The following is a 24,319-nucleotide window of genomic DNA, read 5'->3' as shown; positions in this document are numbered from 1 at the left end:
TGTTCATTTTATGCCGTTAAAATGCAAAGGCTTCTCCTGCTTTACGGCTGTCATCAAGGACAAGAATGCCTTTTTCCTTCGGCGCGTCTGGGAGGTTCAGCTCCTTGGCAGAACAAATCATGCCGCTTGACGCCACTCCGCGAAGTTCGGCATCTTTAATGATCATACCGCTTGGCATCACAGCTCCGACTTTGGCTACGACGACTTTTTGGCCGGCTTCAACATTAGGAGCTCCGCAGACGATTTGCAGCGTATCGCTCCCTACATTCACTTTGCAGACACTCAATTTATCGGCATTCGGATGCTTTTCTTTTTCCTCGACATATCCAACCACAAACTTCGGAGAAAGGTCGACGGTCAGCTCGTCTTTCAAACCGTTGCGGACCAGAATTTCATTCACATCCTGGACAAAGGATTCGGAAAGCGCAATAGCTCCGCTTTCCTCAATGCTCAAATATGAGGAGGCATTAAAAATGTTATAGCCTGCTGTTTCCTTTGTGTCTTTGTGAAAAATTTTCACGACGTCTCCGTACCGCTCAAAAGCGATCTCTTCGCGCGGAATATCGTTCAATGAGATGAGCAGCGTATCGCCTACGCCTTCTGGATTATAAAATGCGTTCATGAGAAAAATTCCTTTCTATCATTTCTTTTTAGGGCGGTTTTTAGCCAGAATAAAGATCGGTTCAAGCTTTCCATCCTCATACAGGAAAGAAAGTGCAGTGATCGGCACTGTTCCGTTTGCAAAAAAGCTCATCGACATCTGCCCGAGAATATCGTATCCGGCATTGTTGCGGATGTCGGCAATAATCAGCACATCCTGGTGAGGGATTGACACGGCGAGGGTCCCTCCCGCGCTTTTCTCATACTCTGCGAGAATCGATTCGTTCAACACCCTGCTGGCGTCATAGCCGTCATTTGCTCTGAAAAAGTAGAAGTGATTGCCGGCAACTGTGTCTTCTTTGACAACGGTCTGGAGCGAGCGAAGGTTAAAGGAAGCTGTTTCCCGAATCCTTTCCTTTGTCCAGCCCTCTTTTTCAAGCATTTTTTCATCGATCAGCCGGTATGTGTTGCCAAGGTCGAGCGCATAGTAAATTCGTGTTTCAGCCGTGTGGCCGTCAAAAACCAAGGGAACGCCTGCGCTGGACTTCTCGGGAAAGGAAGTTGAGCGGATGACGGGATAAATCAGACTTTCGCGTCCTTCCATTTCCTGCGACTGGCCTTTCATGGCATTGAGCGCTTCCTCAGTATAATAGACGACTTCGTCAATCGCATCATCTTTTTTCTGCTCCCATTTGGCGATGATCCCAGGGAGCTCGAGTGTAATGCCTTTTCCAGTGTTTTTATCCTCGATTCTCAAGCTGTCTTTTTCCCTGTCGAAATGAAAGGACCAGTTGTCATTTTGCAAACGTTTTTTTAATATATCGGAAAGTTTCCTTGACGTCATTTTCATAGGGGAACTCTCCTTTCGGCTACTTATTCAGTGAATCTGTCAAAAATTGCTCGATTTCCTCTTTCGTTTTCCGGTCTTTGCTGACAAAGCGGCTGATTTCGTTTCCTTCTTTAAATACGAGGAAGCTTGGAATTCCGAAAATGTCCCACTCCGCGCACGTATCAATAAATTTGTCGCGGTCAACATAATAGAATGTAAATTCCGGATAATTCGCTTCAAGCTCTGGCAAAAACGGTTCTACAAAACGGCAGTCCGGGCACCAGTCAGCCGAAAACATCAACAAGGATAAATCGTCTTTCACAACTTTTTGCAATTCTTCATTCGTCTCGATCGTTTTCATCACTCAACGCCTCCAATATATGTTCTTATCATCCATTCGGATCATACCAGACAACCGGCTCCATAGCCAGCCTTTTGCTGTCCACCGGCTTTTTTAAAAGATGGACGATTCTTTATGTATCTTACCCGTTTTAAAAAGGGAAAATCTTAACGATCCGATCCCCTTTCATATCATAAGCATAATTTTTTTGCTTTATCAAGCCATTCTCGTTTAACATGGTAAGTAATAGGGTAAAAATATCCGTTAAGGCGCCTTGCGCCGTGATCTTATGACAGTCAGGAGGAGCATGTATGGAATTTATCGTTTATCTTGCCGGAGAAATACATAGCAACTGGCGCGAAGAAGTGAAGGAAAAAGCAAAATCGCTCAAGCTGCCGATCACATTTGTCGGACCGATGGAAAATCACGACCGCTCCGACAACATCGGTGAAGAAATTATGGGCAAGCAGGCTGATTCGATCGCGAAAGATGATGCAGCCTCAGATTTGAACAATTTTAGAACTTCCGTTTTAATGAACAAGGCAGATGTGGTCATCGCTCTTTTCGGGGAAAAATACAAGCAATGGAACACGGCAATGGATGCTTCATACGCGATCGCCAAAGGCAAGCCGCTGATCATCATCCGACCTGAGTCACTCCATCATCCGTTAAAAGAACTGTCAAACAAAGCGAACATTACTGTAGAAACCGTAAATCAGGCGATTAAATCGTTGTCATACGTATTTGAAAGCCGGTAAAAAGAAACCCTGTGCGTAAAGCAGCACAGGGTTTCTTTGTTCAATCATTTCTCAATATCGACTGTACGGCAGAACTGTCGCAAGCTTTGACAAGCTTAATCAGCAATTCTTTTGCAGCAAGGTAGTCATCAACGTGGATAATGGAAGCAGATGTATGGATGTATCTTGAACAAATACCGATCACGGCCGAAGGAACGCCTTCATTTGAGATGTGAACACGGCCGGCATCGGTTCCTCCCGGGGAAACAAAATATTGATACGGGATGTCATTTGTCTCTGCCGTATCCAGCACAAAATTTCTCATTTCGCTGTGCGTCACCATGGTCCGGTCGAAAATCCTCAACAGCACCCCTTTGCCAAGCTGGCCAAATTGATTTTTGTCGCCGCTCGCATCGTTTGCCGGACTTGCATCAAGCGCGAAAAACAAGTCAGGTTGTATCATATTGGCCGCAGTTTGCGCGCCTCTTGTCCCGAGCTCTTCCTGGACGGTCGCGCCTGAGTAAAGAGTGTTCGGAAGTTCTGTTCCCTGCAGTTCTTTCAGCAATTCAATGCTGAGTCCGCAGCCGTAGCGGTTATCCCATGCTTTCGCAAGGATCTTCTTTTCATTTGCCATCGGAGTAAACGGACAGATCGGCACGATTTGCTGGCCTGGTTTGACACCGATACGTTCAGCATCTTCCCTGTCATCCGCACCGATATCAATCATCATGTTTTTGATATCCATCGGACGTCTCCTCTGCTCATCTGTCAAAAGATGAGGAGGCGTGCTCGCGATGACGCCGGGGATCGGCCCGTTGTCCGTATGGATTTCCACCCGCTGGGCCAATAAAACCTGGCTCCACCAGCCGCCCAGCGTTTGAAATCGAAGCAGGCCGTTGTCTGTGATTGATGTAACCATAAATCCCACTTCATCCATATGGCCGGCCACCATGATTTTTGGACTGCCTTCCGGTCCATGTTTAACGCCGAACACGCTTCCAAGTCTGTCCTGGATGATCTCATCAGCATATTTTTCAAGCTCTTTTTTCATGAAACGACGGACAAGATGTTCGTTTCCCGGAGCGCCGGGGAGCTCCGTCAGCGTTTGAAAAAGCGTTCTCGTTTCCTGATTCATCTGTTTCCCTCTTTTCTTATGTATCTCTCTACATTTTACATAAGTGTGCGATGTGTTTCCAGAAGAGAGCCCATCCTTAACACGGACGGACATGTTCTGTATAATGAAAAAAACAAGCTTTGGAGGTGCTGAAAAGATGAAACTGCGCCATTTTCTTCTTGGGGCCGGCATCGGCATTGCCGCGGCCGTTGTTGTCAAACAATACGTTATGCAGCCTTACATTTCTTCTGAAAAAGCGCTGCGCATCGTCAAGTCCGCTTTTAAACAGAGAGGTCCGATCGACGGTTCATGGATATATTCCGTTCCGGAAGCCTATACCGTAAACGGCGAAACCGTCATGGTGTACAAAATAGGCATTACCCGTTCCGCTTTCGGAGAGCTTGAACAGTACGAAGTCATGGTTGATGCAAAAACAGGCATGATCGTAGATGTGATTGATACTGCAGCATAGCATCAAAAAGATGCGGCCTGATGGCCGCATCTTTTTATATGGCGCGAATCGGCCGGTAGACCGGATGCCACATCGCATCCTGCACCGCCTGAATCACATCGTCCGGCTCATTTTCTGCAACTCCGTCTTCTATGGCTGCTTTGATGACAGCCGTTGCCACGGTTGCGGAAACTGTGCGCAAATCCTCAACTTCCGGAAGAAGCGCGGCGCCGGGCCGGCCGGTATCAACCATGCCAGCGATCGCAGCCGCGCTGGCGTAAAACATGTTGTCCGTAATCAGCCTTGCTTTTGATACGAGCGTTCCGAGCCCAAGGCCTGGGAATACAAAGGCATTATTCGCCTGGCCGATCGCATAACGGGTGCCGTTGTATTCCACAGGCGCAAACGGACTTCCTGTGGCGACGAGCGCCCGCCCTTCCGTCCATTTGATCAAATCTTCAGGCTTTGCCTCAGATAACGGCGTCGGATTGGACATCGGAAATATAGCCGGCCGTTTCACATGCTTTGCCATTTCTTTTACGATTTCCTCTGTAAATGCGCCCGATACAGTCGAGGTTCCAATCAAAATGGTAGGCTGCACTTTTTTAACCACTTCGAGCAGATCGATTGTGTCCCCCGGGCCGTTCCGGCTGAAGTCTTTTACCTCGTCAGCAGGCCTTGCATACGGCTTTTGAATGTCCTGCAAGTCGTTCATATCGTCGGTCAGCAAACCGTTCCGGTCAACACACCAAAAACGGCGGTATGATTCCTCTTCCGATGCCCCCTCTTGAACGAGGGCGGCGCGAATTTGCTCAGCGTTGCCGATCCCGGCCGTCCCCGCTCCGAATATGACCACTTTATGATCCTTCAGCGGCATTTTGGATATTTTGACGGCCGCAAGCACCGCTGCGAGGGTTACTGCTCCCGTGCCTTGAATGTCATCGTTAAAGGTGCAAATTTTGTCTTTGTATTTTTTCAAAATCTGACGTGCGTTCTGCGTTCCGAAATCTTCCCAGTGCAGCAAAACGCCTGGAAACGTCTCGGTTGCGATTTGAACGTATTGATCAATAAACGATTCATAACGCTCGCCCCTGATCCTGGAATGCTGATTCCCGACATAAAGCGGATCATTGAGAAGCCTTTCTTGATTTGTCCCCGCATCAATGACTACGGGGAGTACCCTGTTAGGATCGATTCCCGCAGCCGCAGTATAAACGGCAAGCTTTCCGATCGAAATGGCGATGCCGCCGACTCCCCAATCCCCGATTCCGAGAATTCCTTCAGCATCAGTTGCCACTATCAAATCGATCCGGCTTCTTTTAGCGGCCAGATTTTCAAATGCCGTTTTCATACCTTCAGGGTCATTAACCGACAAAAACAGCCCCCGCGGTTTTCTGTATTCATGGCTGTATTGCTGTATTGCCGTTCCGACAGTCGGGGTATAAACTATCGGCAGCATTTCTGTCATATGATCGTTCAGTAGCCTGTAGAACAGCACTTCATTGCGATCGTGAAGCGCCGTTAAATAGACGTTTTTGCTCAAGTCATCAGGCTGTGATTGGAACTGTTTATACGCCCGTTTTGCCTGTTCTTCAAGCGTCAGCACCTTGGGAGGAAGCAATCCTGTCAAACCGAGAGCTTCCCTTTCCTCCGAAGGAAAGGCAACCCCTTTATTCAGCAGGGGAGTCGCAAGGACTTCAAATCCTCTTAATTGCGTCTCGATCACTTGTTCATTCAGTTTATTGTGGATCACCCGTCGTCTTCCTTTCAAAAGTTAGTTACCCTTAGGATGGATAACAACAAAGCAAACCATTCACCAAAATAGCTAGCGCCTTTCTCTTTTTACTGATTCTGCAATATCGCCGTTTTCATCCCATTTTAAAGCTCTGTAAAGGGCGTCATGGTAAAAAATGTACCAGGCGTTTTTTTCGGCGGCCTTCGCCTGCCATGCTTGCTTCGCGGCAATCGATGTCATCGGATAATCGTCGTACGCCAGCACCCAGAGAGGATTCTGATGGGCGTGTGTAGGCATAATGTCAGCCATATGAAGGGCCGTTTCACCGGCATCTTCGAGAACGATCACCGAATGGCCGTCGCTGTGGCCGCCTGTATGATGCATCGTGATTCCGGGCAAAACTTCAAGCTTCTCGTCGAAGGTCCTCACTTGATGCTGAACCGCTTCCCAGTTTTCTTTCCAATATGTATTTTGGGAGCGGATATTCGGATTTCTCATCTCTTCCCACTCGATCGCAGAAGTGTAAATCGCTGCATTCGGAAACACGGAAACAAGGCTTTCTCCCTCATAGCGCGTTAATCCGCATGCATGGTCAAAATGGAGATGTGTCATCAGAACGGCGTTGATATCTTCCGTTGAGAGCCCGAATGCTTTTAACGAGTCATCAATTGACGATTCTTCGGTGACCCCGTAATTTCGTTTTTGTTTATCCGTCAGTTTGCCGCGCCCGATACCGGAATCGATCAGCAGATTCGTGCCGTCTTTCTGAACAAGTATAGGGTCTGTTCTAAGTTCGATTTGATTTTTCTCATTGGCGTCATACTTTTTTGACCAAAGCGGCTTGGGAACAACACCGAACATTGCGCCCCCGTCCATATGCGTGACGCCTCCGTTCAGCCATGTCAGCTTGATTCGTCCGATTGTTAAAGTTTCCATGATCATCCCTCCTCCTCCTATCGTAGCAAAAAATGCAACCCGAATCAGCTTCATTTGAAAGCAAAAAAAACAGACCGCAGGAAGCAGTCTGTCTTTTTATGTTCGCCATTCAGCTTCGACTCTGTAGATCGGCTGACCTTTAGCAGCGAACTTTTCTTCGTATTCGGTCATCACATTTCCTTCAAATTCGCTTTGATGCAGGTCAAGGCTGACAAACGTCAAAACGAGTCCGTATTCGGAAAAACTGGTGAGGGAGTACTCAAATAACCCGCGGTTATCGGTTTTAAAATGAATCTCTCCCTTGCCTCCGAGCACCTGCTCATACTTTTTCAAAAACGCTTGATTGGTCAGACGGCGCTTTTCATGGCGCTTTTTCGGCCACGGGTCGGAAAAATTCAAATAGACCCGGTCGACCTCCCCGTCTGCAAAAACGTCTGAAAGCATATTGGCATTGATGTTCAAGAGCTTTACATTCGGCGCCTCTGTCTGCTTTACTTTATCAACAGCGGTTACGATGACGCTTTTAAATAATTCGATTCCGATATAGTTTACACCCGGGTTTTGCAGGGCCATTCCTGAAATAAATTGCCCTTTTCCGGTTCCTACTTCAATGTGGATCGGGTTGTCATTTCCAAAAACGGAATGCCATTTCCCTTTGTATTGAGACGGCTCGCTGATCACAATATGAGAGTTTTCAGCCAGGTAGTCATCCGCCCAAGGCTTGTGACGCATTCGCATGTACTTACACCTCTATCTGTTATATCGTCTTACAACATACCATGAAATGCGGGAATCCCGCAAGGCTCTTCCAAAGCAAAAAAGACCGAAGATCGGCCTCCGGGTCTTTCGCGTATAAATTACAGCTTTCTGAACATTTTAATCCATATACTCCGAGTATGAAGGGAAGTGCCAATATTATGGGCTTAAATCAGCAAAATCAGATTCATCTATTAAAAGACATTCTCTCAGACCATCAAGCAGACTGCACCGGAACCGTCGCTGAATGCGAACAGCTGGAGCGGATTATCAAGTCTTTAATGGCAAATACGAATCTTGACGCCGGCCTGAAAGGCGTTCTCGAAGACATTTATTTGTACAGCCAGCGGGGAAGAGCGTCCGCTTCGATCAACAACCACATTCAGGAGCACCAGGATCATCTTACACAATGGGTGGAAGATATCGACTCATTTTCATGAAGATCCGGCAAGACGCTCCATCAATGCGTGCAGCTGTTCCAGCCCCTGGTGAAAGCCTTCCTGATTGCCTTTCGCTTTTTGCCAGAGTGTTGTCATTGTCTTTTCCGCCAATACGTACCAGGCCATTCTCAGCCTGAGATTGTCCGTTAACGAAGAGCCGTAGCGTTCGAGCCAGCTTCCCCATTCCCGCTCTTCAACGTAATGATAAAGAAGCGGCCCCAGATCGATCGCGGGGTCTGCAATCATCGCTCCATCCCAATCGATTAAATAAAGCTGGTTCTGATCTGTGAGAAGCCAATTGTTATGATTGACATCGCAGTGACAGACGACCTTTTCTCCGGACTGTACATCTTCCAGATGGCGCTCCAGATATAAAAGGGCTTGGTCCAGCTGCGGTATCGGATATTGCCGGGCCTGGATAAACTGCTTCAATTGAGTGATTACAGAGCTTGGCTGAAAAGGCTGTTTGCCGAGTCTCTTCAGCATGTCTAAAAGCTCTTTGGAGCTGTGAATTTTCCGAAGCATCTCAGCCACCGCCTGGCTGTTCATATCCTTCGGCTTCAGCTCTCTTCCCTTGAGCCAGTGCTGTGCCGTAATCACATCCCCGTTTTCCATTCGTTTTGTCCAAACGAGCTTAGGAACAATTCCTTCCGCGGACAGGACAGCCAAAAAAGGAGAGCTGTTGCGCTTTAAAAAAAGCTGCTGTCCATTATATTCTGCATAATATGCGTCTCCTGTAGCTCCTCCTGCGGGGGAAATCTCCCATTCGCTACCTAGTAATTGTCCCAACCAGTTCATATCGATTTTCAACCCATCATTTCATTAAAAGATTTTAAAAAGCATCTGCTCCCTGGAACGGGCAGCAAACCGCTTGTATTGTCGTCTCTTTATATTCAAATAAAAAGACGGCTATTGAGAGTCATTTGTGCTAAACAATAGCCGTCTTTTAAATTTTAGCGCTAGACGCCAAACTTCGTCAAGCAAAACTAAAAAATCCCTTTTGGTTCGTATAAAACATAGGTCCCGATGCCGTTCAGCCGAAGCCTTTTTTCCACTTGAACCTTCCCATTGAAGAACGTAAAAGGATCGCAGTGCAGCAAGTACCGTTTCTGATCGGGCAGTTCAAGCGTCTCCTTTTTTGCAAACGGACAATGCACCACTATGATTTCGTTCCAGGGATCAAATGCCGCGATGTTCTTCAGCTTGTAAGCCGTCACCTCTCCAGTACCGCTCATAAAAGAAAGATGTTCCTTGACTTCTTCCTCTTTTTGCAGACGAAAAGCGGGATGGCTTCTCCGCAGCCGGATCAGCTGGCGCACATATTCGACATCCTCGCAAAGCTCCGCCCGCTTTTCCCAATCGAGCCTGTTGATGCCATCTCCCGAGCTGTAGCTGTTGCTGTCCCCATTCTTTGTTCGGCAAAATTCCTGCCCGGCGTGAAGAAATGGAACGCCTTGCGAAAGCAGGACGATCGACAACGCGAGCCTTTGCCTGAGCCGTTTTGTGTACACATCTTCTTCCGAACAGAAGGCCATTTTATCCCAAAACGTATGATTGTCATGGCACTCCACATAATTAATTGACTGTGCTGGCGGCAAAAATCCGGGTGAACCGGCAATACCGTGCTGAAGCGCCGCTTTTTTCCCTGTGTCCCCTAAAGCATACCCGCGGTCACTAAGCCCAAATGTACTCCCTTTGACTGCGTTTCTGAACCGATCATTAAAAAAGCCGACCGCTGGAACTTTTCCGGCATTTTGCAATGTTGCTTTTTGCCCGCTTTCAAGCGGGGTATTTAAATCCCAGCCTTCTCCGAACAGAAGCACGCCCGGCTTCACATTCTCGGCAAGCTTACTGATTTGGCGGACGGTTTCAATATCAAGAATGCCCATTAAATCAAAACGAATTCCGTCGACATCATATTCTTCCAACCAATAGCGGACAGAATCGAGGATATATTTTCGCACCATCAACCGCTCAGAAGCAATATCATTTCCGACGCCTGTTCCATCGGATGGAAAACCGTATTCATTATGTCTGAAAAAATAACCGGGAACCGTTTTTTCAAAAGGGGACGTTTCCCTCTTGTACACATGATTATATACGGCATCCATGATCACGGAGAAACCGTGTTTGTGCAGCGACTGAATCATCGATTTCAGCTCGGTGATTCTGCATTTGGGGTTCTGCGGATCGAGTGAATAGCTTCCTTCCGGGGCATTAAAGTGAATAGGGTTATAGCCCCAATTATAAGATTGATCAGGAGCAAGCTCATCAACTCCGGCAAAATCGTGAAAGGGCAGAACCTCGATGTGGGTGACGCCGAGCTCTTTCAAATAGGCAATTCCCGTTGAGAAGCCGCCGGACGTTTCAGTTCCGTCCTCTGTAAAAGCAAGATATTTGCCTTTATGGCGCATACCGCTGTCCTCATGAATCGAGAAATCGCGGATGTGAACCTCATATATAACTGCATCGCACGGACTGTGAAGGCTTGGCGCACGGTGTTTTTCCACCTTGACTTCATCAGAATCTAATACAACGCCTTTTTCCCCGTTTGCCGTAACAGCTTTTGCATAAGGATCGACTGTCAATAACGGCGTCCCATTTACATAAAGCTCATATAAATAGGACCAGCCGTTCAGATCGCCTTCGACCGTTACCTCAAAAACACCCTTTTTTCCGCGCATCATTTGAAAAGTATTTGTTTGAAATGAATCAGGGCTCTCCAGCTTGATCGCTGCCGTACTCGCGGTCGGCGCCCATACCTTAAATAAAGTACGCCCTTTTGAATAAAAAGCCCCGAGACGGCCGTCATAAAAAAAAGCCTTGTCAAACGCCGCGCTTCTCGTAACAGAGCCGATTTGCAGGTCTGTCCAGGCGCTTTCTTCACAGCATACTTTGTGAACTCTTCCGAACGGAACGGTGCGGCTGCTTTCGAGAACATACTTAAATTGCTCCTCAAGCTCCTCCGTCGCTTTTACTGAAAGCCCTATCTTCTCTCCTTGATCATCTTCAAGAAAAAAAGGGGGGCTGCAGCTTGACGCACGACTCTTCGGAACTAAAACAGTGATCGTTCTCATTCCATCGAGATAAGCTTCAAAAGGGCGGCTGATACCCGGCATCTCAGTCTCTCCTTCATCCGAAAGATTTAAGCTCTTAATCGAAGGGATTCGGTCCCTGTTTTAATGAAAACGGGCGCCCAGCCGATCACCTCTCCATCCGCCTGAAAGAGCACCCGCTCATTCGTATGAAAATAGATGTCTTTCGTCTTAAACGCCGTAACACCGTTTTTGCCGACATGTTTGCCGAATATCATCGCAAACAAGAGGCCGGCTTTTTTCAAGATGGGCAGGTCTTCGATAATGATCACGTCTAAAAGCTCATCCCGGGGATTTGCGTTCGGTGCGATCTTCATTCCTCCGCCATAGTAAGGGTGATTTGAAACCGACGCAAACCAGATTTTTTTAAACGTACGCTTGTCATCCCCGTTTTCATACGAAAGAACAAATGGTTTAAACGTAAACGCCGTCACAAAGAAAATCAGCGGATGAATCAAATGATTCAGCCTGAGAGCAGCCGTCCATTTCGGCAAAGCTGACATCTTTTTGGCGGTGCAGGCATCAAACCCGAGGCTGAGATGATTAGCAAAATAAAGTTCGTTTTCACTGTCTTTCGTATGAAAGCTACCGAGGGCATAGGTCCGGGTCAGCGATTGCCCTTTTCGCTTCATTTCTTTGATGACATTCGATTTTTTCACGGTAAAGCCGCGTTTAAAATCATTGCTTAAGCCTGACGGGATGACGCTCAGCTGAATGTCCCGCAAGCTGACCAAGCCATTGAGCACTTCATGGACGGTTCCGTCCCCGCCGATCACCAGCAGGCGCTTCAGCCTGTCATCCTGCATTGTTGATATTTGCCTTGCCAACACTTCAGCATGCCCAGGATGCTGAGTCATAAACGAGCGGTACGATACATCTGCCTTTTGGAGGTCTTTCTGCAATGATTTCCATACTCTGAAGGCCGTCGAGTTTCCCGCCTTTGGATTTATGATGATATACCAATCGCTCATGATTCCATTCTCCATTTTATAGTATGAAAAAGCCGGGATAACGTTCTGGCGGTCAGCTCAGCCATTCCTGTCTCCGCATCGAGTCGGAGACACCGTGCGACAACAGAATTTTCGCCGTTTTCAGCTGCTGGCTTTTAATCGGGGCGAAGTTCTTTTGCTGTTTCTCCAGCCACTCTTTCCAGTGTCTCTTGTCGCAAATGCCGATTCCGTACGGGGGTTCCGGATAATCGATGTACGATGTCCGGCTGACGATGACTTTGCGCACAGGCAGTTCAATCCCCGATCCCTTTAACAAACCGGAAAGAACTGTGCCTGTCCTGAGAAGCTCGACAGCCGGATTTAACAGTGACCGTTCCCTGCCCCTTACCGTTTTTTCTTTCCAAAAACGATCTTTGGAACCGATAAATGCGCTGTCCTTCTCACCTTCAAGAAATGACATACAGTAGATCTCAAGGGGCGTGAGAATCAAGACGCTGAGCTCTACCGCAGCCTGATTCACCTGCAGCACCGGCCGATACATGATGAAATATGAATCCGGCAGCTGCTGTGCTAAAATGTGCAGGATTTTATCGCTTTTTATTTCCCGGGAAAGCCTGGATATGTCAGAGATTGTCGAGCTTGCCCATTTCAGCTGAAACTCGTACACGTATTCTTTAAAAAACGACGCGAGTTCTTCCCCTGCCGCAGGAATTCTTGCGATCAAGCTTTCATCCGTTTCTCCGTCCAGTCCGTTAAACCATTCATCGGCTTCTTTTCCTTTATTAATATCGGATGTTTCTTTTTTTCTCTTTAATGTAAATGTATTCTTTCTTTTTCCGACCGTTTCATCACCGGCGGCTCCTTTATCGTGGTGAATGCTTTCTTTCTTTTTTTCAGCCATCTCTTTAATTGACTGCCAGCGCTGCTTTTTCAAGCGGATAAACTGGTTGATATAATGATAAGGATCCTGTTCATATCTTGAAATACAGTCCTGTATTTTAATAATCTGTGCCATCTGCGTTCATCTCCGAATCTTGCTTTTCTGCAGCCGGCCGTTCGCCGAAATGGAAAACGGCTTGATGCTCGTATTTGGGAAGCCTGTCTAAATGGGTTTGAAAGATGGTGAAATGCCGGGCTGTAAATGACACCTCGGCTTCAAGCGGCTTCAGGCGGCCGTTCAAAGAGGCTGATCCATTCCACTTTCTGGCGACCGTCACATGTGGATGAAAAGGCCGTTTTTCAATATCAAAGCCCGCCTCATCTGCAGCATGCTTCACCCGTTCCCTTACCTGAAAGAGAGCGGCTGAGTATTCCGGTTCTACATGAAGAATTCTCGGCTCTGACGGCTTGCCGAACGTTCCGAAACGTTTCAAGGCAATCTGAAACGGAGCCGTCTCATCGGAGATCAGCTTGAGGCTGTCAGCGAGCATAGCCAGCTGCTCCTCTTCAGCAGAGCCGAGGAACACGAGGGTGATGTGGTAGTCCAAAGGATGCACCCATCTATGAAAAGAAAGTTCCGGACGGCTGCTGACCGTGTGATAAAGCGGCTCACTAAGCTCCGCCGGAATTGGAATTCCAATAAAGTAATGCGGTTTGACTGACATATGTATGGCTTCCTCCTCATTCGTCTTCTCTATATTTTAACAAAAAATATAAGGACTTATAACCTCTCTATTTTCCACTTTCCAAGGCCTTATGATAGGATATTGACAGAACCATGTTTTCTAGAAAGGGTGCACAGTCGTGAGAGCCGTTCAAAATATTGCAGAATTAATCGGGGAAACGCCCCTTGTCAAGTTGAACCGCGTTCAGCCCGAAAACGCGGCCCAAGTATATATCAAGCTTGAATCTTTTAATCCGAGCGGAAGCGTGAAAGACCGCGCGGCCTACCAAATGATCCTGGATGCCGAAGAAAAAGGCCTGCTGAAACCGGGTTCAACCATCATCGAACCGACGAGCGGGAACACCGGCATCGGCCTTGCGATGAACGCGGCGGCAAGGGGCTACAAAGCCATCCTTGTCATGCCTGATACGATGACAAAAGAGCGGATTAATCTTCTGAAAGCATACGGGGCTGAAGTCGTCCTGACGCCGGGAGATGAAAGAATGCCGGGCAGCATCAAAAAAGCGCAGGAGCTCGCTCGGCAAATCCCAGGCAGCTTTATTCCGATGCAGTTTGATAATGAAGCCAATCCGGAGGCTCACCGGAGATCAACCGCTCTGGAAATTGCCCGGGCAATAGAAGAAATCGGCAAACCGCTTGCCGCATTCGTTGCAACAGCAGGGACAGGGGGAACGATTACCGGAACAGGCGAAAAGCTGAAAGCGTTGTTTCCGGGGATAACCGTTCATGTGGCAGAACCTGCAGGGTCGCCAGTTTTATCCGGCGGCAAACCCGGAAAGCACAAGCTTGTCGGGACAAGTCCGGGATTTATTCCAAACATTTTAAATGAAAACGTCTATGACGAAATCTTAAAGATCAAGGACGAAGAAGCCTACGAGATGACACGCAGTTTGGCGCGGGAAGAAGGAATCCTTGTCGGCCCTTCTTCTGGAGCCGCTTGCTTTGCTGCTGTTGAAACGGCCAAGAAGCTCCCTCCCGACAAAGTGGTCGTCTGCATGACAGCCGATACAGGGGAACGCTATTTATCAAGCGATTTATTTCAATTTGATTAAGAAAGAAAGCCTGATTTCTGATCTGAAATCAGGCTTTTTTATGAAGAAACCGATGATTGCACGGCTGCCGTCTTTTTTGAAAAGGTGTTGATCATCACGAACAACAGGAAAGAAAGAGAAGATAAAACACCGAAGAACAAATAGACGGACAGGGCTGAATAGCGTTCATAAATCAGCCCACCGGCAAATGTACAAAACCAGTTGCCAAAACCGTTTCCGACGGCTGTGTACAGACTGATCGCTGTAGCGCCTAAATGGCCGGGAGCCAGCTTTCTTACGTATTGCAGCGCGGCTGGGATAAACAATCCAATGGAAAAGCCTTGTACAATACATGTCGCATAAACGAACGGCAGCGACGGCATGATGTAGTAAAAAAGCCAGCGAAGCGAGGAAATGAGAACCGCAAACAGCAGCACCCTTTCAATTCCAAACCGCTGAATCAAGCGGTTCGCGGCTTTCATAAAAGGCGCTTCACTGCCGGCAGCGACCAAAAACGCGATCCCCACTCCCGCAAGTGTGCCTCCGATTTCATTGATATAAATGCCAAAATAAATGTTATGAGCAAGTGTAGGTCCCATCATCAAAAAGGCGGCAAGCAAAAAGATCAAATACTTTCTGATTTTGAATAACTCTCTGATCCCGCTCTTCAAATCGACCTTCATCGCTTTATTTTCTTTCGGAAGCCTGTGAGCAAATATAGCTGAGGCGATCAGGAACAAAGTAAACGTATAAAAAATAACGGAAAGATGAAAAATTTCAGCAAGCCTTCCCATTACAAAAACGGCGGCGGCAAAGCCAAGGGCTCCCCACAGCCGAATCGATCCGTAGGGGATTTTTGATTTTTCCGAAAAACTGACCGCTATGCTGTCGGACAGCGGGACGATGGCGCTTTGAAATGCAGCAAGAAAAATCATCGCAAGAAGCAGCCATTCATATGATTTGAATAGTGAGAACAAAAAGGCAAATAAAGCCGTCAACAGTAAAGCCATCGTCAAAAGCACGGTAGGCTTTCTCGTTAAATCGCTCATGATTCCCCAGACAGGCTGGATGAAAATCATGACAACGGGGCTGATCGACAAGATCAGGCCGATTTGTCCACCTGACAAATGAACGGCATCTTTTAAATACACGGAAAGAAGCGGATAAAACGCCCCGTAACCGAAAAAGAACAAAAAATAAAATGAATAAAACCGTTTCCTCACATGCAGCAATTCCTTTTCCTGCTTCAAAAAGCCCCTCTCCTCTCGGACGCCTGTACGCACCTTTACTATATTTGTTATCCCTGAAAACAGCAATGTTTTTCAGCAAAAAAGCCGCTCTATAGAGCGGCCGTCTTTGTTGTGCTAAACATGCATCCCTGTCCTGGCATCGTTGTGATCCGTTATATATTCAATACGCTTAAAACCGCAGTTCTTTGCGTTTTGATACAGAAGCTCCAGCTTTTTTTGATCTTTGCAGTATATCGTGACAAAACTCGAATCGGCTGTAAGCACAATCAGCTCGCAGCTGCTTTTCATATATGATTCATATGTGCTGACATCCTCAGGATGACCATCCTGAGGAAAAGCCTTCAGATCAGCGAAGATAAGATAGTATCTTTTGTCTTCGAGCCTTTTTTTTAATGCTTTTCCTGTCAGCACCTGCGGTTCTTGGGGAAAAAGATTTTCATCTGACAATTCACCGTTTTGCACGAGATAGCATTCGCCATCTGCAAGCAGCCAATTGAAACAGGCCAGATCAACCGGCTTCAGCATATCGAGAAGAAAGCGCCCGTACCCGTTCGGGATTTCAAATAATACGCCTCGCTTATGACTCATGTCATCACTCTCTTTGCTACTTCGCCAATTCATAAATAGCCTGTGCATAAATCGATACAGCCTTCAGCAGATCATCGATTTCCATATACTCGTCTTTCTGATGGGCAACGTCAGGACGTCCTGGAAACAGCGGTCCAAATGCCACGCCGGCTTCCAGTGATCGTGCATATGTCGCCCCGCCGATGGAAATTAATTGTGCCGTTTCCCCTGTCTGCTCCTCATAGACCCGCTGCAGCGTTTTGATCAGCTCATGGTCTTTTGCTACATGATGGGGCTTGCTGTCTTTAAAGCTGATAAGGCGGGCGCCCTGTATTTGTGACAGCCCGGATTTCACCCGGCCGCTCTCTTCAGTCACAGGATAACGAATATTAATATGGGCCTCCCCGCCTTTTTCCTGTTCATACTGCAGCCGGCCGACATTCAACGTCAGCTCTCCGCTGATGTCATCACGGCAGTCGATGCCGATCTTTTTCCCTCTCGTATCTCCGGCAAAAGCCCCGCTAACCGTTTGAACAAAATGGAGACCGGCTCTGTCAAGGGATTGTGTATGTAAAAACTCGGCCAAAATGAGACCGGCATTGACACCGTTATTAGGCTCCATGGCATGAGCTGATTTGCCGTACACGGTTAATGTCAGTCTGCCGCCTTCTTGAAGAATACGCCCTTCTGCGCGCTTTTCTTTTACAAACCGGGCAAATGACTCTTCAAATCCTGACTGGGCAGCTCCGGCCAGAACGGCTTCGGCATCATCAGGCACCATGTTCAGACGCCTGCCGGACCGGAAAATCTCCAATACTAAGTCCGCACCTGTTTCCGCTTGATCAGTTTCAATTTTTAAAGCTGCGTCAATCAGGCCTTTTTCCGCATAGATAATCGGAAAATCAGCATCAGGCGCAAAACCGGCTGAAGGCATCTCTTCGTGTTTAAAGTAATGCTCGACACAGCGCCAGTCGCTTTCTTCATCGGTGCCGATAATCATTCTGATTCGCTTTGATAATGGGAGGCCCGAGTCTTTGACAATTTTTAATGCATGAAACGCGGCCATTGTCGGCCCTTTATCATCAAGCGCTCCCCTTGCATAGATGCGGCCATCTCTGATTTCTGCAGCAAACGGATCGCTCGTCCATCCATCTCCGGGCGGAACGACATCAATGTGGCAAAGCACGCCGATGATCTCCTCGCCTTTCCCCCATTCGATATGGCCTGCATAACCGTCAAGATTTTTGACCGTAAACCCGCTTTCTTCCCCTTTATTTAGAAGCGCTGTCAGGCATTCTTGAATTCCTTTTCCAAACGGCCGGCCCGGACCCGCCGTCTCTTCATCAAGGACGCTGTTGATTTTTAAAAAACCTTGAATATCCTCTACGATCTCATTCCGTCTTTTTAAAACTTCCTGTTCCCAGTTCATAATTTCGCCCCTTCTTTTTTCAGTTTAGCCAAAAACCCTTGCAAAAACACCCGATAACGAATAATATAGATATTGTTTTGCTATAATGTTCGTTATTGGAGGAAATGATGTTTAACATAAAAGAAAACCAAACCACAGTCAAAAAAGAAATCCTCGCCGGTATTACAACCTTCTTTACAATGGTTTATATCGTCGTGGTCAACCCGAGTATCCTCTCCGGCACAGGCGTCCCGTTTGATCAAGTGTTCACTGCCACAATCATCGCCGCAGTCGTCGGAACGCTTTGGATGGCGCTTGCCGCCAACTTTCCGATCGCGATTGCACCCGGGATGGGACTGAACGCGTATTTTGCAGTGTCAGTCGTCGGCTCGTCCAACGGCGAAATTTCTTACCAGACGGCGTTCAGCGCTGTCTTCGCGGCCGGTATCCTCTTTATTATCTTATCGCTAACACCTCTTAGAAAACAACTGATCGAAGCGATTCCGGCCAATCTAAAATACGGGATTACCGCCGGAATCGGATTGTTTATCGCTTTTGTCGGTCTGAGAGGAGCCGGAATCATTACCGCCAATGAAGCCAATTTGGTCGGGCTCGGCAATCTGCACTCGCCCGGAGTGATACTGGCACTAATCGGCTTGGCTTTCTCTGTTGTTTTGATGGTCATGAATGTGAACGGCGCTCTATTTTTCGGTATGATCTTAACCGGACTGATCGCCTTTTTCACCGGCCAGCTTGAGTTTACCAAAGGGATTCTGTCAATGCCTCATCTGCCCGAAAAGCTGATTGTCACAAACCCTTTCGCCGCTTTTGGCGATGTCATCCACTACGGCCTTTATTCGGTTGTGTTCTCGTTTCTGCTCGTGACGATTTTTGATACGACAGGAACGATGATCGGTGTCGCCGAGCAAGCCGGACTCATGAAAAACAACAAACTGCCGAATGCAAGAAAAGCCCTCCTTGCCGATTCGACAGCGACGACGATCGGTGCAATGTTCGGGACAAGCCCGACGACCGCCTATATCGAATCATCCGCCGGGGTGGCCGCAGGCGGAAGAACAGGGCTTACGTCTTTAACCGTCGCTGTGCTTTTCGGCGCAGCGCTGTTTTTCAGCCCGCTTGTCAGCGCGGTCTCCGGGATCGCAGCGATTACGTCACCGGCATTGATCATTGTAGGAAGCATGATGATCGGCTCTGTGACCAACATCCGCTGGAAAGAACTTGACGAAGCATTTCCTGCCTTTCTCGTCATTTTGACAATGCCACTGACATCGTCTATTGCGACAGGCATTTCCCTCGGGTTTATCTCTTATCCGATTGTGAAAGCCGCGAAAGGCAAATGGCGCGAGATTCATCCGCTTGTCTTCGTGTTTGCCGTTCTCTTTTTCATACACCTCTTCTTTTTGGAAGGGCATTAAACGACTGAACCCCGTCTTTTTTAAAAAGACGGGGTTTTCAGTATAAGGCTGAGTGCGATGACGAGGCAGCACCAGATCAACCCCGGATAGTAAAGCCAGTCGATGGAACTCCGCCTGGCTTCATAAAAAGCGTCGCTTTCTTTGTCTGCCCCCAGCAAAAAAACGCGTTCCATCACCTTATCAAAATGGACGGATAACAGACTTCGATAAGCGAATGCAAAAACCAGGAGAGCACCCGCTTTCATCCAGATCGGTCCAACCATCATCAGCGCCGTAAAAATGCCGATCATTTGCATAAGCTGTCTTTTATAGTCCGGATGGCGCAGCATCACTTTAAAAAAGATTTCCTTAAGACCATTTTGCATTGTACGCACTTTAAAGATGTTCTGAGATTTTTTAAAGAACAGCCGCGGCCTTTTCGCCTTTCGTTTCCCCGGCTTCGGCACGCTTCCGTCAAGGTTCAGCGACAGGAAAAATTTTGCGAGTCTCAGCTTTCTTCTGTTATCAAACTCAACCTCTTCATAAAATAGAAACATGTTTCCGATGGTGCCGCTGGCGGTCTTTACCGCGGCCGCAGTCAGCACCAGACCGCTCAGGAGCACAAGCGGCCAGGAAAAGAATAAAACAACTGCACAAGCCGACAGCCACACGAAAAAGATCAGCCCGGCGTTCAGCACCCTGTGTTTCAGCTTGTACTGCCGCCCGAGGTTCCGCCGCTTTAAGACGGTGATCAAGAAATTGAGGCAGAAATAATAAAAGAATACGGCGAGACAAGCAGTCAGTTCGGCCCCAAACTGTCTGACGAACAGAGGAGTAAACACGGCCGCCGCAAACAGCCATTTACAAATCTGGACAAACAGACAATATAAATAGCCGCACCTTTTCATGTTCAACACGAGCGTCTTTTTTTGCAACAAATAAAGCTGATCGGCTTCCATTAAAAAAGTCCTCACAGACCCAAACAGCGTAAAAACGGCCGGAGCCAGCACAATCAATCCGGCATGCCACCCGTTATGAAACGAACCTCCATTCAGCCATTTGATATATTGATAAACGCCGATTCCAGCCCCAGGCAGCACAATATACAGCGCAACCGTCCAATCGATGACCAGTTTTAAGATCCGCAGCTGATAAAGACAGTCGGCCTTCAGCCTGCTGATAAACAGCGACCGGCCGCTCATGCTGGCGCACCCTTTACAGCATAGTAAAAGCAGTCAAGCAGCGAGCCATTCGAAAGACCGGTTTTCTCCTGCAGCTCTTCGAGTGTACCTTCCAGCATCAGACGGCCATTTGAAATCAGCAAAAAACGGTCACAGATCTTCTCGGCGGTATCCAGCACATGCGTACAAAGCAAAATGCCCGCTCCCCGCTTCTTCTCTTCTTTCAGCATATCCAAAAAGAGGCGGCTTGCGATCGGATCGAGCCCGATAAACGGTTCATCGATAATATATAGGTCAGGCTGCATGAGAAAAGCATGGATCAGCATCAGCTTTTGCTGCATCCCTTTCGAAAAGCTCCCCGGATAATCGTGAAGCGCATGCTCCAGCGAGAATCGTTTGATGAGCCGATTTGCCCTCGGCAAAAACGAGGAATCGTCCTCCTGTAAAAACGTCCCTAAAGCCGTGATATGCTCCCATAAAGTCAATTCGTCGTAAAAACTGGGCTGTTCAGGTATGTATGCATAGTTTGACGTTTTAGGCCATTCAATCTGTCCGGCCATATGCCTTGTTAAACCGAGTATCGTTTTAATTGTCGTGCTTTTCCCCGCTCCATTCGGGCCGATTAAGCCGACGAGCTCGCCTTCCCCTACAGCAAATGATATATTTTCGATCGCCGATTCCTCTTCTTCATAACCGGATTTTTCGATATGCACCTTTAACTTCATCATCTACACCACCTCTCTTTTATTACGTATGAAGAAAGAAAAAGTTTAAATTTTTTTATCAAAAAAACGCGATCGCACTGCATGTTCTGCTTACGATTTTCATTTTTTCATTAATTTGGCTCCGGCTTTTTTCTGGATATTTGGCAAAGAAATCGTGTATAATATTTATTGATCATTTTCAAGAAATGATCGCTAACCGTCCATGCTGCATTTTGGAGTCGTAAGTTGTGGTAGTCAAGTCCATTCGATCATACGATAGGGAGTGGTTGTTTGAAACCTTCAACAAACCGAATGCTAACCAGGATCAAATCAGTCTACATGTTCATTCAAGAAAAAGGACTCGTTACAACCCAGGAACTGGTTGATGAATTTGGCACTACACCGAGAACAATCCAGCGTGATCTGAATGTGTTGGCATACAACGATCTAGTACACAGCCCTAGCAGAGGCAAATGGGAGACTACAAGAAAAAAAGTGAAAATCTCCTCATAGTAATATTCTGAAAAATTGAACTTTAGCGCTGATTATCATATAAGACAGCCATCAAACATAAAAAGCATCAAACTCAATGAAGTTCGATGCTCCATAAACCCACTTCAGGCACTCGACGAATCAGAGTGTCTTTTTGTTTTGCAATGCGGCTAGCTCGTGTTCAGAGAGCTCCCTGTATTCCCCCGGCAAAAGCTCTTCATCGAGATCGACATCCCCCATTTTCAGCCGCTTTAAATAGATGACGTCATGGCCGACCGCCTTCAGCATTCTTTTCACCTGATGAAATTTCCCTTCCGTTATTGTCAAAAGCAGACGTTCCACGCTGTTTTCGCTTTCCAAAAGCGACGCTTCAGCCGGTTTTGTGACATAGCCTTCACCGATATCGACCCCTTTTTCAAGCTGGTCCAGAGCCGCCTGATCAATCGGCTTATTGACATGGACTTCATACGTTTTAGGCACGTGTTTTTTCGGGGATAAAAGCTGGTGTGCCAATTGTCCGTCATTCGTCAGAAGCAGCAGTCCCTCAGTATCTTTGTCAAGCCTTCCGACCGGAAACGGCTCAAACCTCAGCAGCTCAGGATCGAGCAGATCGACAACCGTTTCCTGCCGGCTGTCTTCTGTTGCAGACAGCACTCCTTGCGGCTTGTTCATCATCAAGTAAATAAATTCCCGATAAATGACGGGCTCACCGTATACCGTGATGTCGTCTGATTCCGGGTCAACGTGCTCTTTGGCGTCTTTGACTAGTTGATCATTGACGCGCACCGCGCCGTTTTTCAGCATTTTTTTGACTTCTTTTCTTGACCCGTAGCCGCTGTTTGACAACAGTTTATCCAATCTCATGAAGACACTCCCTTTTTTTCTGCATAAAAAGAAAAGCCCTTTTTAGGAGGACTTTCTTTTGAAAAAGCGATTCAACCGCTGACCGAAGATTTTTTCGAGCAGCTTCACACGGTAAGCCAAGTACAGATAAACTGATCCGCCGACCGCGGTTGTGATGAAAATGACGACAGCAGACCTGATCTGCCCGCCTTCATATGAAATAAACAGACTAAGAAGCGCCTGAACAAGCAGCAAAATGATGCCCATAACCGCCGTCAGGATCAGCATCAGCAAAAACCGTTTAAACAGTTTGCGATACGAATAGCCTGCATGGCGTTTAATCATGATAAATCCATATAGGAGTGACGCTGAATAGCCGAGCGCCGTTGCCAAAATCGACCCGCTACCTTGAAACAGCTTGATTAGCGGAACGTTAAGCGCGATTTTGATCACAATCCCGATCATCAAACTGACAACCGCAAATTTCTGCTTGTTCACTCCCTGCAAAATTGCAGCGTTGACGGTGAAGAGCGAGAATAACAGCGCCACAGGTGCGTACCAGAACAAAATAACTCGTCCCATTTCAGGGAGCAGGCTTTCCGAGCCGTAAAAGAACGTGTAAACCGGACCCGACAAAAGAGCCATACCGACTGATGCAGGAAGAACGATGAAGAGAATGATCTGCATCGCCTGATCAATCTGTTTGTTTAAAGCAGGGAAATCTTTGTTGGTAAAGTTTTCAGTCACCGCCGGGATCAAAGTCAGGCCGAATGCCGTCGCGAGAGATACCGGAATCATCACAAGCTTTGGCACGTACAGCGTCACGATCGCCATCAAATCCTGGCTGATGTTTTGATAGCCGGCTGCAATCATCGCTTTATTAAACGTATTCGTATCAATGTACTGGTAAAGCGGTATCGCCAGCCCGACAAAGACGTAAGGAGCGGCATAGCTGAACAGCTCTTTAAACATCTGCCGGTACGTAATATTGGCGGAAGGAACAAGGTTCGGCTTCAGCGCCAGGAGCGCCCCTTTTCTTTTCTGCCAGGAAAAATAAAGAGTGAACAGCCCAGCGAACGCGCCGATCAAAGCCGCAAAAGTCGCATAGCCGACAGCGACGACAAGCCCGCCGTTTACTACTTTGATCACCAAGTAAGTGGCCGTTAATAGAAAAACGATTCTGGCAATTTGTTCAACGACCTGTGAAACGGCTGTCGGCCCCATCATCTGGTGACCTTGGAAAAAGCCTCTGATCAGCGCCAAGATCGGCACAACCAGTAAAGCGAGACTGACCATGCGAATGACATACACGACATGTTCAATCGTCAGCCCGTTGTTTTCTGTACCGCCAAGGGCCATCTCCGCAAAAAACGGGGCGGACAAATATAAAATGGAGAAAGCAATGATGCCTGTGACGAGCATCATCGACATTCCGGCGCGCAGCATCCTTCTCGTTGTTTCATAATCACCCATCGAGTTATATTTCGAAACAAACTTGGACACGGCCGCCGGAAACCCCATGGTCGCAATGCTTAAAAAAATCGTATATTGATTATAACCGTACTGGAACAGGGCACCGCCGGTGGCACCGACCATGGCTCCGAACGGAATCAAATAAATCATTCCGAGGATCCTTGAAATATAGGTACCAAGCGTTAATACAAATGTGCCTCTTAACAGTTTGCTTGACATGTTCCCAATCACCATTTTTCTTCAATAGATTCAACTTTTCTATTTTAACATACAGGCGCATCACTCAGGTAATAATAACATGGCTAAATTTTAACATGCCCATGTTTTATCGTTTTTTCATCATGCCGT

General features: G+C 47.4%; 25 protein-coding genes. 6 read left to right on the top strand and 19 right to left on the bottom strand.

All coding sequences use genetic code 11. From position 1 onward, the window contains the following. Positions 1–16: 16 nt before the first annotated feature. The 3 genes from ytpR to H2R00_RS20820 are packed head-to-tail and all read right to left on the bottom strand — an operon-like array spanning position 17 to position 1,790. The gene (gene ytpR / locus H2R00_RS20830) at positions 17–622 is read right to left on the bottom strand and encodes a YtpR family tRNA-binding protein (protein WP_182070213.1); all 606 of its coding nucleotides are present in this window, start codon (positions 620–622) and stop codon (positions 17–19) included. 18 nt (positions 623–640) lie between these two features. Beyond that, the gene (locus tag H2R00_RS20825) at positions 641–1,450 is read right to left on the bottom strand and encodes a DUF1444 domain-containing protein (RefSeq protein ID WP_154998892.1); all 810 of its coding nucleotides are present in this window, start codon (positions 1,448–1,450) and stop codon (positions 641–643) included. Between the two features lie 19 nt (positions 1,451–1,469). Then, entirely contained in the window at positions 1,470–1,790 is a 321-nt protein-coding gene (locus tag H2R00_RS20820; RefSeq protein ID WP_003184462.1) for a thioredoxin family protein, read from the bottom strand. A 290-nt stretch (positions 1,791–2,080) separates the two neighbouring features. Here H2R00_RS20820 and H2R00_RS20815 point away from each other — a divergent pair, with 290 nt between their 5' ends. Then, positions 2,081–2,527 carry a YtoQ family protein gene (locus tag H2R00_RS20815; protein WP_020452614.1) on the top strand — a complete coding sequence of 149 codons (447 nt, stop codon included), beginning with the start codon at positions 2,081–2,083 and terminating at the stop codon, positions 2,525–2,527. Between the two features lie 40 nt (positions 2,528–2,567). On the opposite strand, the gene H2R00_RS20810 is transcribed toward H2R00_RS20815, so the two are convergent. After that, positions 2,568–3,641, bottom strand: coding sequence for a M42 family metallopeptidase (locus tag H2R00_RS20810; RefSeq protein ID WP_154998890.1), 1,074 nt, complete (start codon positions 3,639–3,641; stop codon positions 2,568–2,570). 136 nt (positions 3,642–3,777) lie between these two features. Between H2R00_RS20810 and H2R00_RS20805 the strand changes: the two genes are divergently transcribed. Next, on the top strand, positions 3,778–4,092 hold the full coding sequence (locus H2R00_RS20805; protein ID WP_182070212.1) for a PepSY domain-containing protein: 315 nt from the start codon (positions 3,778–3,780) through the stop codon (positions 4,090–4,092). A gap of 34 nt (positions 4,093–4,126) precedes the next feature. Here H2R00_RS20805 and H2R00_RS20800 read toward each other — a convergent pair whose 3' ends face one another. The 3 genes from H2R00_RS20800 to trmB all read right to left on the bottom strand — a co-directional run bounded on the left by H2R00_RS20800 (position 4,127) and on the right by trmB (position 7,480). Beyond that, complete coding sequence (locus H2R00_RS20800; protein WP_182070211.1) at positions 4,127–5,824, bottom strand: NAD-dependent malic enzyme; 1,698 nt, start codon at positions 5,822–5,824, stop codon at positions 4,127–4,129. A 72-nt stretch (positions 5,825–5,896) separates the two neighbouring features. Continuing rightward, positions 5,897–6,742 carry a YtnP family quorum-quenching lactonase gene (locus tag H2R00_RS20795; protein WP_154998884.1) on the bottom strand — a complete coding sequence of 282 codons (846 nt, stop codon included), beginning with the start codon at positions 6,740–6,742 and terminating at the stop codon, positions 5,897–5,899. A 96-nt stretch (positions 6,743–6,838) separates the two neighbouring features. Further along, entirely contained in the window at positions 6,839–7,480 is a 642-nt protein-coding gene (gene trmB, locus H2R00_RS20790; protein WP_154998882.1) for a tRNA (guanosine(46)-N7)-methyltransferase TrmB, read from the bottom strand. 179 nt (positions 7,481–7,659) lie between these two features. On the opposite strand from trmB, the gene H2R00_RS20785 reads away from it, so the two are divergent. Further along, on the top strand, positions 7,660–7,938 hold the full coding sequence (locus H2R00_RS20785) for a YtzH-like family protein (protein ID WP_154998880.1): 279 nt from the start codon (positions 7,660–7,662) through the stop codon (positions 7,936–7,938). On the opposite strand, the gene H2R00_RS20780 is transcribed toward H2R00_RS20785, so the two are convergent. The 5 genes from H2R00_RS20780 to thpR all read right to left on the bottom strand — a co-directional run bounded on the left by H2R00_RS20780 (position 7,933) and on the right by thpR (position 13,587). After that, positions 7,933–8,736, bottom strand: a complete 804-nt coding sequence (locus H2R00_RS20780) for a phosphotransferase family protein (RefSeq protein WP_154998878.1) — start codon at positions 8,734–8,736, stop codon at positions 7,933–7,935. The genes H2R00_RS20785 and H2R00_RS20780 overlap by 6 nt on opposite strands. Positions 8,737–8,924: 188 nt before the next feature. Next, positions 8,925–11,057 carry a type I pullulanase gene (gene pulA, locus H2R00_RS20775; protein ID WP_182070210.1) on the bottom strand — a complete coding sequence of 711 codons (2,133 nt, stop codon included), beginning with the start codon at positions 11,055–11,057 and terminating at the stop codon, positions 8,925–8,927. A gap of 26 nt (positions 11,058–11,083) precedes the next feature. Next, on the bottom strand, positions 11,084–12,004 hold the full coding sequence (locus H2R00_RS20770; protein ID WP_154998873.1) for a YegS/Rv2252/BmrU family lipid kinase: 921 nt from the start codon (positions 12,002–12,004) through the stop codon (positions 11,084–11,086). A gap of 52 nt (positions 12,005–12,056) precedes the next feature. Continuing rightward, positions 12,057–12,998 carry a hypothetical protein gene (locus H2R00_RS20765; protein ID WP_154998871.1) on the bottom strand — a complete coding sequence of 314 codons (942 nt, stop codon included), beginning with the start codon at positions 12,996–12,998 and terminating at the stop codon, positions 12,057–12,059. Continuing rightward, positions 12,982–13,587 carry an RNA 2',3'-cyclic phosphodiesterase gene (gene thpR, locus H2R00_RS20760; protein WP_154998869.1) on the bottom strand — a complete coding sequence of 202 codons (606 nt, stop codon included), beginning with the start codon at positions 13,585–13,587 and terminating at the stop codon, positions 12,982–12,984. Before thpR ends, H2R00_RS20765 begins: the two co-directional genes overlap by 17 nt. Positions 13,588–13,726: 139 nt before the next feature. On the opposite strand from thpR, the gene cysK reads away from it, so the two are divergent. Further along, positions 13,727–14,659 carry a cysteine synthase A gene (gene cysK, locus H2R00_RS20755; protein WP_154998867.1) on the top strand — a complete coding sequence of 311 codons (933 nt, stop codon included), beginning with the start codon at positions 13,727–13,729 and terminating at the stop codon, positions 14,657–14,659. 38 nt (positions 14,660–14,697) lie between these two features. On the opposite strand, the gene H2R00_RS20750 is transcribed toward cysK, so the two are convergent. From H2R00_RS20750 to pepV, 3 genes are all read right to left on the bottom strand, one after another. Beyond that, complete coding sequence (locus H2R00_RS20750; RefSeq protein ID WP_182070209.1) at positions 14,698–15,888, bottom strand: MFS transporter; 1,191 nt, start codon at positions 15,886–15,888, stop codon at positions 14,698–14,700. 114 nt (positions 15,889–16,002) lie between these two features. Continuing rightward, a complete protein-coding gene (locus tag H2R00_RS20745; RefSeq protein ID WP_182070208.1) occupies positions 16,003–16,476 on the bottom strand; it encodes a DUF2691 family protein in 474 nt (157 codons plus the stop codon). Positions 16,477–16,492: 16 nt separating this feature from the next. Then, positions 16,493–17,884 (bottom strand): dipeptidase PepV, encoded by a 1,392-nt coding sequence (pepV, locus tag H2R00_RS20740; protein ID WP_182070207.1) that lies wholly within the window; start codon positions 17,882–17,884, stop codon positions 16,493–16,495. Positions 17,885–17,991: 107 nt separating this feature from the next. On the opposite strand from pepV, the gene H2R00_RS20735 reads away from it, so the two are divergent. Further along, positions 17,992–19,299, top strand: coding sequence for an NCS2 family permease (locus H2R00_RS20735; protein ID WP_154998934.1), 1,308 nt, complete (start codon positions 17,992–17,994; stop codon positions 19,297–19,299). Between the two features lie 20 nt (positions 19,300–19,319). Here H2R00_RS20735 and H2R00_RS20730 read toward each other — a convergent pair whose 3' ends face one another. Next, positions 19,320–20,480, bottom strand: coding sequence for an ABC transporter permease (locus H2R00_RS20730; RefSeq protein WP_182070206.1), 1,161 nt, complete (start codon positions 20,478–20,480; stop codon positions 19,320–19,322). After that, entirely contained in the window at positions 20,477–21,187 is a 711-nt protein-coding gene (locus H2R00_RS20725) for an ABC transporter ATP-binding protein (RefSeq protein ID WP_182070205.1), read from the bottom strand. Before H2R00_RS20725 ends, H2R00_RS20730 begins: the two co-directional genes overlap by 4 nt. A gap of 267 nt (positions 21,188–21,454) precedes the next feature. On the opposite strand from H2R00_RS20725, the gene H2R00_RS20720 reads away from it, so the two are divergent. Next, positions 21,455–21,676, top strand: a complete 222-nt coding sequence (locus H2R00_RS20720) for a DeoR family transcriptional regulator (protein ID WP_003184500.1) — start codon at positions 21,455–21,457, stop codon at positions 21,674–21,676. A 120-nt stretch (positions 21,677–21,796) separates the two neighbouring features. Here H2R00_RS20720 and H2R00_RS20715 read toward each other — a convergent pair whose 3' ends face one another. Further along, the gene (locus tag H2R00_RS20715) at positions 21,797–22,519 is read right to left on the bottom strand and encodes a pseudouridine synthase (protein ID WP_182070204.1); all 723 of its coding nucleotides are present in this window, start codon (positions 22,517–22,519) and stop codon (positions 21,797–21,799) included. A 42-nt stretch (positions 22,520–22,561) separates the two neighbouring features. Further along, complete coding sequence (locus H2R00_RS20710; protein ID WP_182070203.1) at positions 22,562–24,190, bottom strand: putative polysaccharide biosynthesis protein; 1,629 nt, start codon at positions 24,188–24,190, stop codon at positions 22,562–22,564. Positions 24,191–24,319: the final 129 nt, after the last annotated feature.

This window comes from Bacillus haynesii (assembly GCF_014042035.1).
Lineage (GTDB): Bacteria > Bacillota > Bacilli > Bacillales > Bacillaceae > Bacillus > Bacillus haynesii.
The sequence above is the reverse complement of the archived record's forward strand: the minus strand, read 5'-3'. Positions and strand labels throughout refer to the sequence as shown.

Bases quoted from the DNA above. Each gene is read 5' to 3' on its own strand.
- ytpR (WP_182070213.1), bottom strand. From the start codon at position 622: ATGAACGCATTTTATAATCCAGAAGGCGTAGGCGATACGCTGCTCATC.
- H2R00_RS20780 (WP_154998878.1), bottom strand. From the start codon at position 8,736: ATGAACTGGTTGGGACAATTACTAGGTAGCGAATGGGAGATTTCCCCC.
- H2R00_RS20815 (WP_020452614.1), top strand. From the start codon at position 2,081: ATGGAATTTATCGTTTATCTTGCCGGAGAAATACATAGCAACTGGCGC.
- H2R00_RS20745 (WP_182070208.1), bottom strand. From the start codon at position 16,476: ATGAGTCATAAGCGAGGCGTATTATTTGAAATCCCGAACGGGTACGGG.
- pulA (WP_182070210.1), bottom strand. From the start codon at position 11,057: ATGCCGGGTATCAGCCGCCCTTTTGAAGCTTATCTCGATGGAATGAGA.
- trmB (WP_154998882.1), bottom strand. From the start codon at position 7,480: ATGCGAATGCGTCACAAGCCTTGGGCGGATGACTACCTGGCTGAAAAC.
- H2R00_RS20715 (WP_182070204.1), bottom strand. From the start codon at position 22,519: ATGAGATTGGATAAACTGTTGTCAAACAGCGGCTACGGGTCAAGAAAA.
- H2R00_RS20735 (WP_154998934.1), top strand. From the start codon at position 17,992: ATGTTTAACATAAAAGAAAACCAAACCACAGTCAAAAAAGAAATCCTC.
- H2R00_RS20730 (WP_182070206.1), bottom strand. From the start codon at position 20,480: ATGAGCGGCCGGTCGCTGTTTATCAGCAGGCTGAAGGCCGACTGTCTT.
- H2R00_RS20765 (WP_154998871.1), bottom strand. From the start codon at position 12,998: ATGGCACAGATTATTAAAATACAGGACTGTATTTCAAGATATGAACAG.
- thpR (WP_154998869.1), bottom strand. From the start codon at position 13,587: ATGTCAGTCAAACCGCATTACTTTATTGGAATTCCAATTCCGGCGGAG.
- H2R00_RS20820 (WP_003184462.1), bottom strand. From the start codon at position 1,790: ATGAAAACGATCGAGACGAATGAAGAATTGCAAAAAGTTGTGAAAGAC.
- H2R00_RS20795 (WP_154998884.1), bottom strand. From the start codon at position 6,742: ATGGAAACTTTAACAATCGGACGAATCAAGCTGACATGGCTGAACGGA.
- H2R00_RS20710 (WP_182070203.1), bottom strand. From the start codon at position 24,190: ATGTCAAGCAAACTGTTAAGAGGCACATTTGTATTAACGCTTGGTACC.
- H2R00_RS20810 (WP_154998890.1), bottom strand. From the start codon at position 3,641: ATGAATCAGGAAACGAGAACGCTTTTTCAAACGCTGACGGAGCTCCCC.
- H2R00_RS20785 (WP_154998880.1), top strand. From the start codon at position 7,660: ATGGGCTTAAATCAGCAAAATCAGATTCATCTATTAAAAGACATTCTC.
- H2R00_RS20825 (WP_154998892.1), bottom strand. From the start codon at position 1,450: ATGAAAATGACGTCAAGGAAACTTTCCGATATATTAAAAAAACGTTTG.
- H2R00_RS20770 (WP_154998873.1), bottom strand. From the start codon at position 12,004: ATGAGCGATTGGTATATCATCATAAATCCAAAGGCGGGAAACTCGACG.
- H2R00_RS20725 (WP_182070205.1), bottom strand. From the start codon at position 21,187: ATGATGAAGTTAAAGGTGCATATCGAAAAATCCGGTTATGAAGAAGAG.
- pepV (WP_182070207.1), bottom strand. From the start codon at position 17,884: ATGAACTGGGAACAGGAAGTTTTAAAAAGACGGAATGAGATCGTAGAG.
- H2R00_RS20805 (WP_182070212.1), top strand. From the start codon at position 3,778: ATGAAACTGCGCCATTTTCTTCTTGGGGCCGGCATCGGCATTGCCGCG.